The following is a 230-nucleotide window of genomic DNA, read 5'->3' as shown; positions in this document are numbered from 1 at the left end:
CGATACCGCAAGCCTCAAGACATTGCCGCAGCGTGAGCTGTCAGCGGGCGTGGCCGAGGTCAGCAAGTATGGTCTGCTGTGGTATGAAAGCTGCCTGAGCTGGCTGGAAGACAACATGACGGCCGTGATGGCGCTGGACGAGACCCTGCCCGGTGAAGCCATTCGCCGCAGCTGTGCCATCAAGGCGGATGGCGTGGCGCAGGATGAGACCGAGCAGGGCGTGCGTGCGG

Annotated in this window: 1 pseudogene; it reads left to right on the top strand. The window is 63.9% G+C overall.

The window, feature by feature from the left end:
- Positions 1–230: pseudogene (locus R2R70_RS23670) on the top strand (3-dehydroquinate synthase); the annotation flags it as partial.

Source organism: Cobetia sp. SIMBA_158 (assembly GCF_046566945.1).
GTDB lineage: Bacteria > Pseudomonadota > Gammaproteobacteria > Pseudomonadales > Halomonadaceae > Cobetia > Cobetia amphilecti.
The sequence above is the reverse complement of the archived record's forward strand: the minus strand, read 5'-3'. Positions and strand labels throughout refer to the sequence as shown.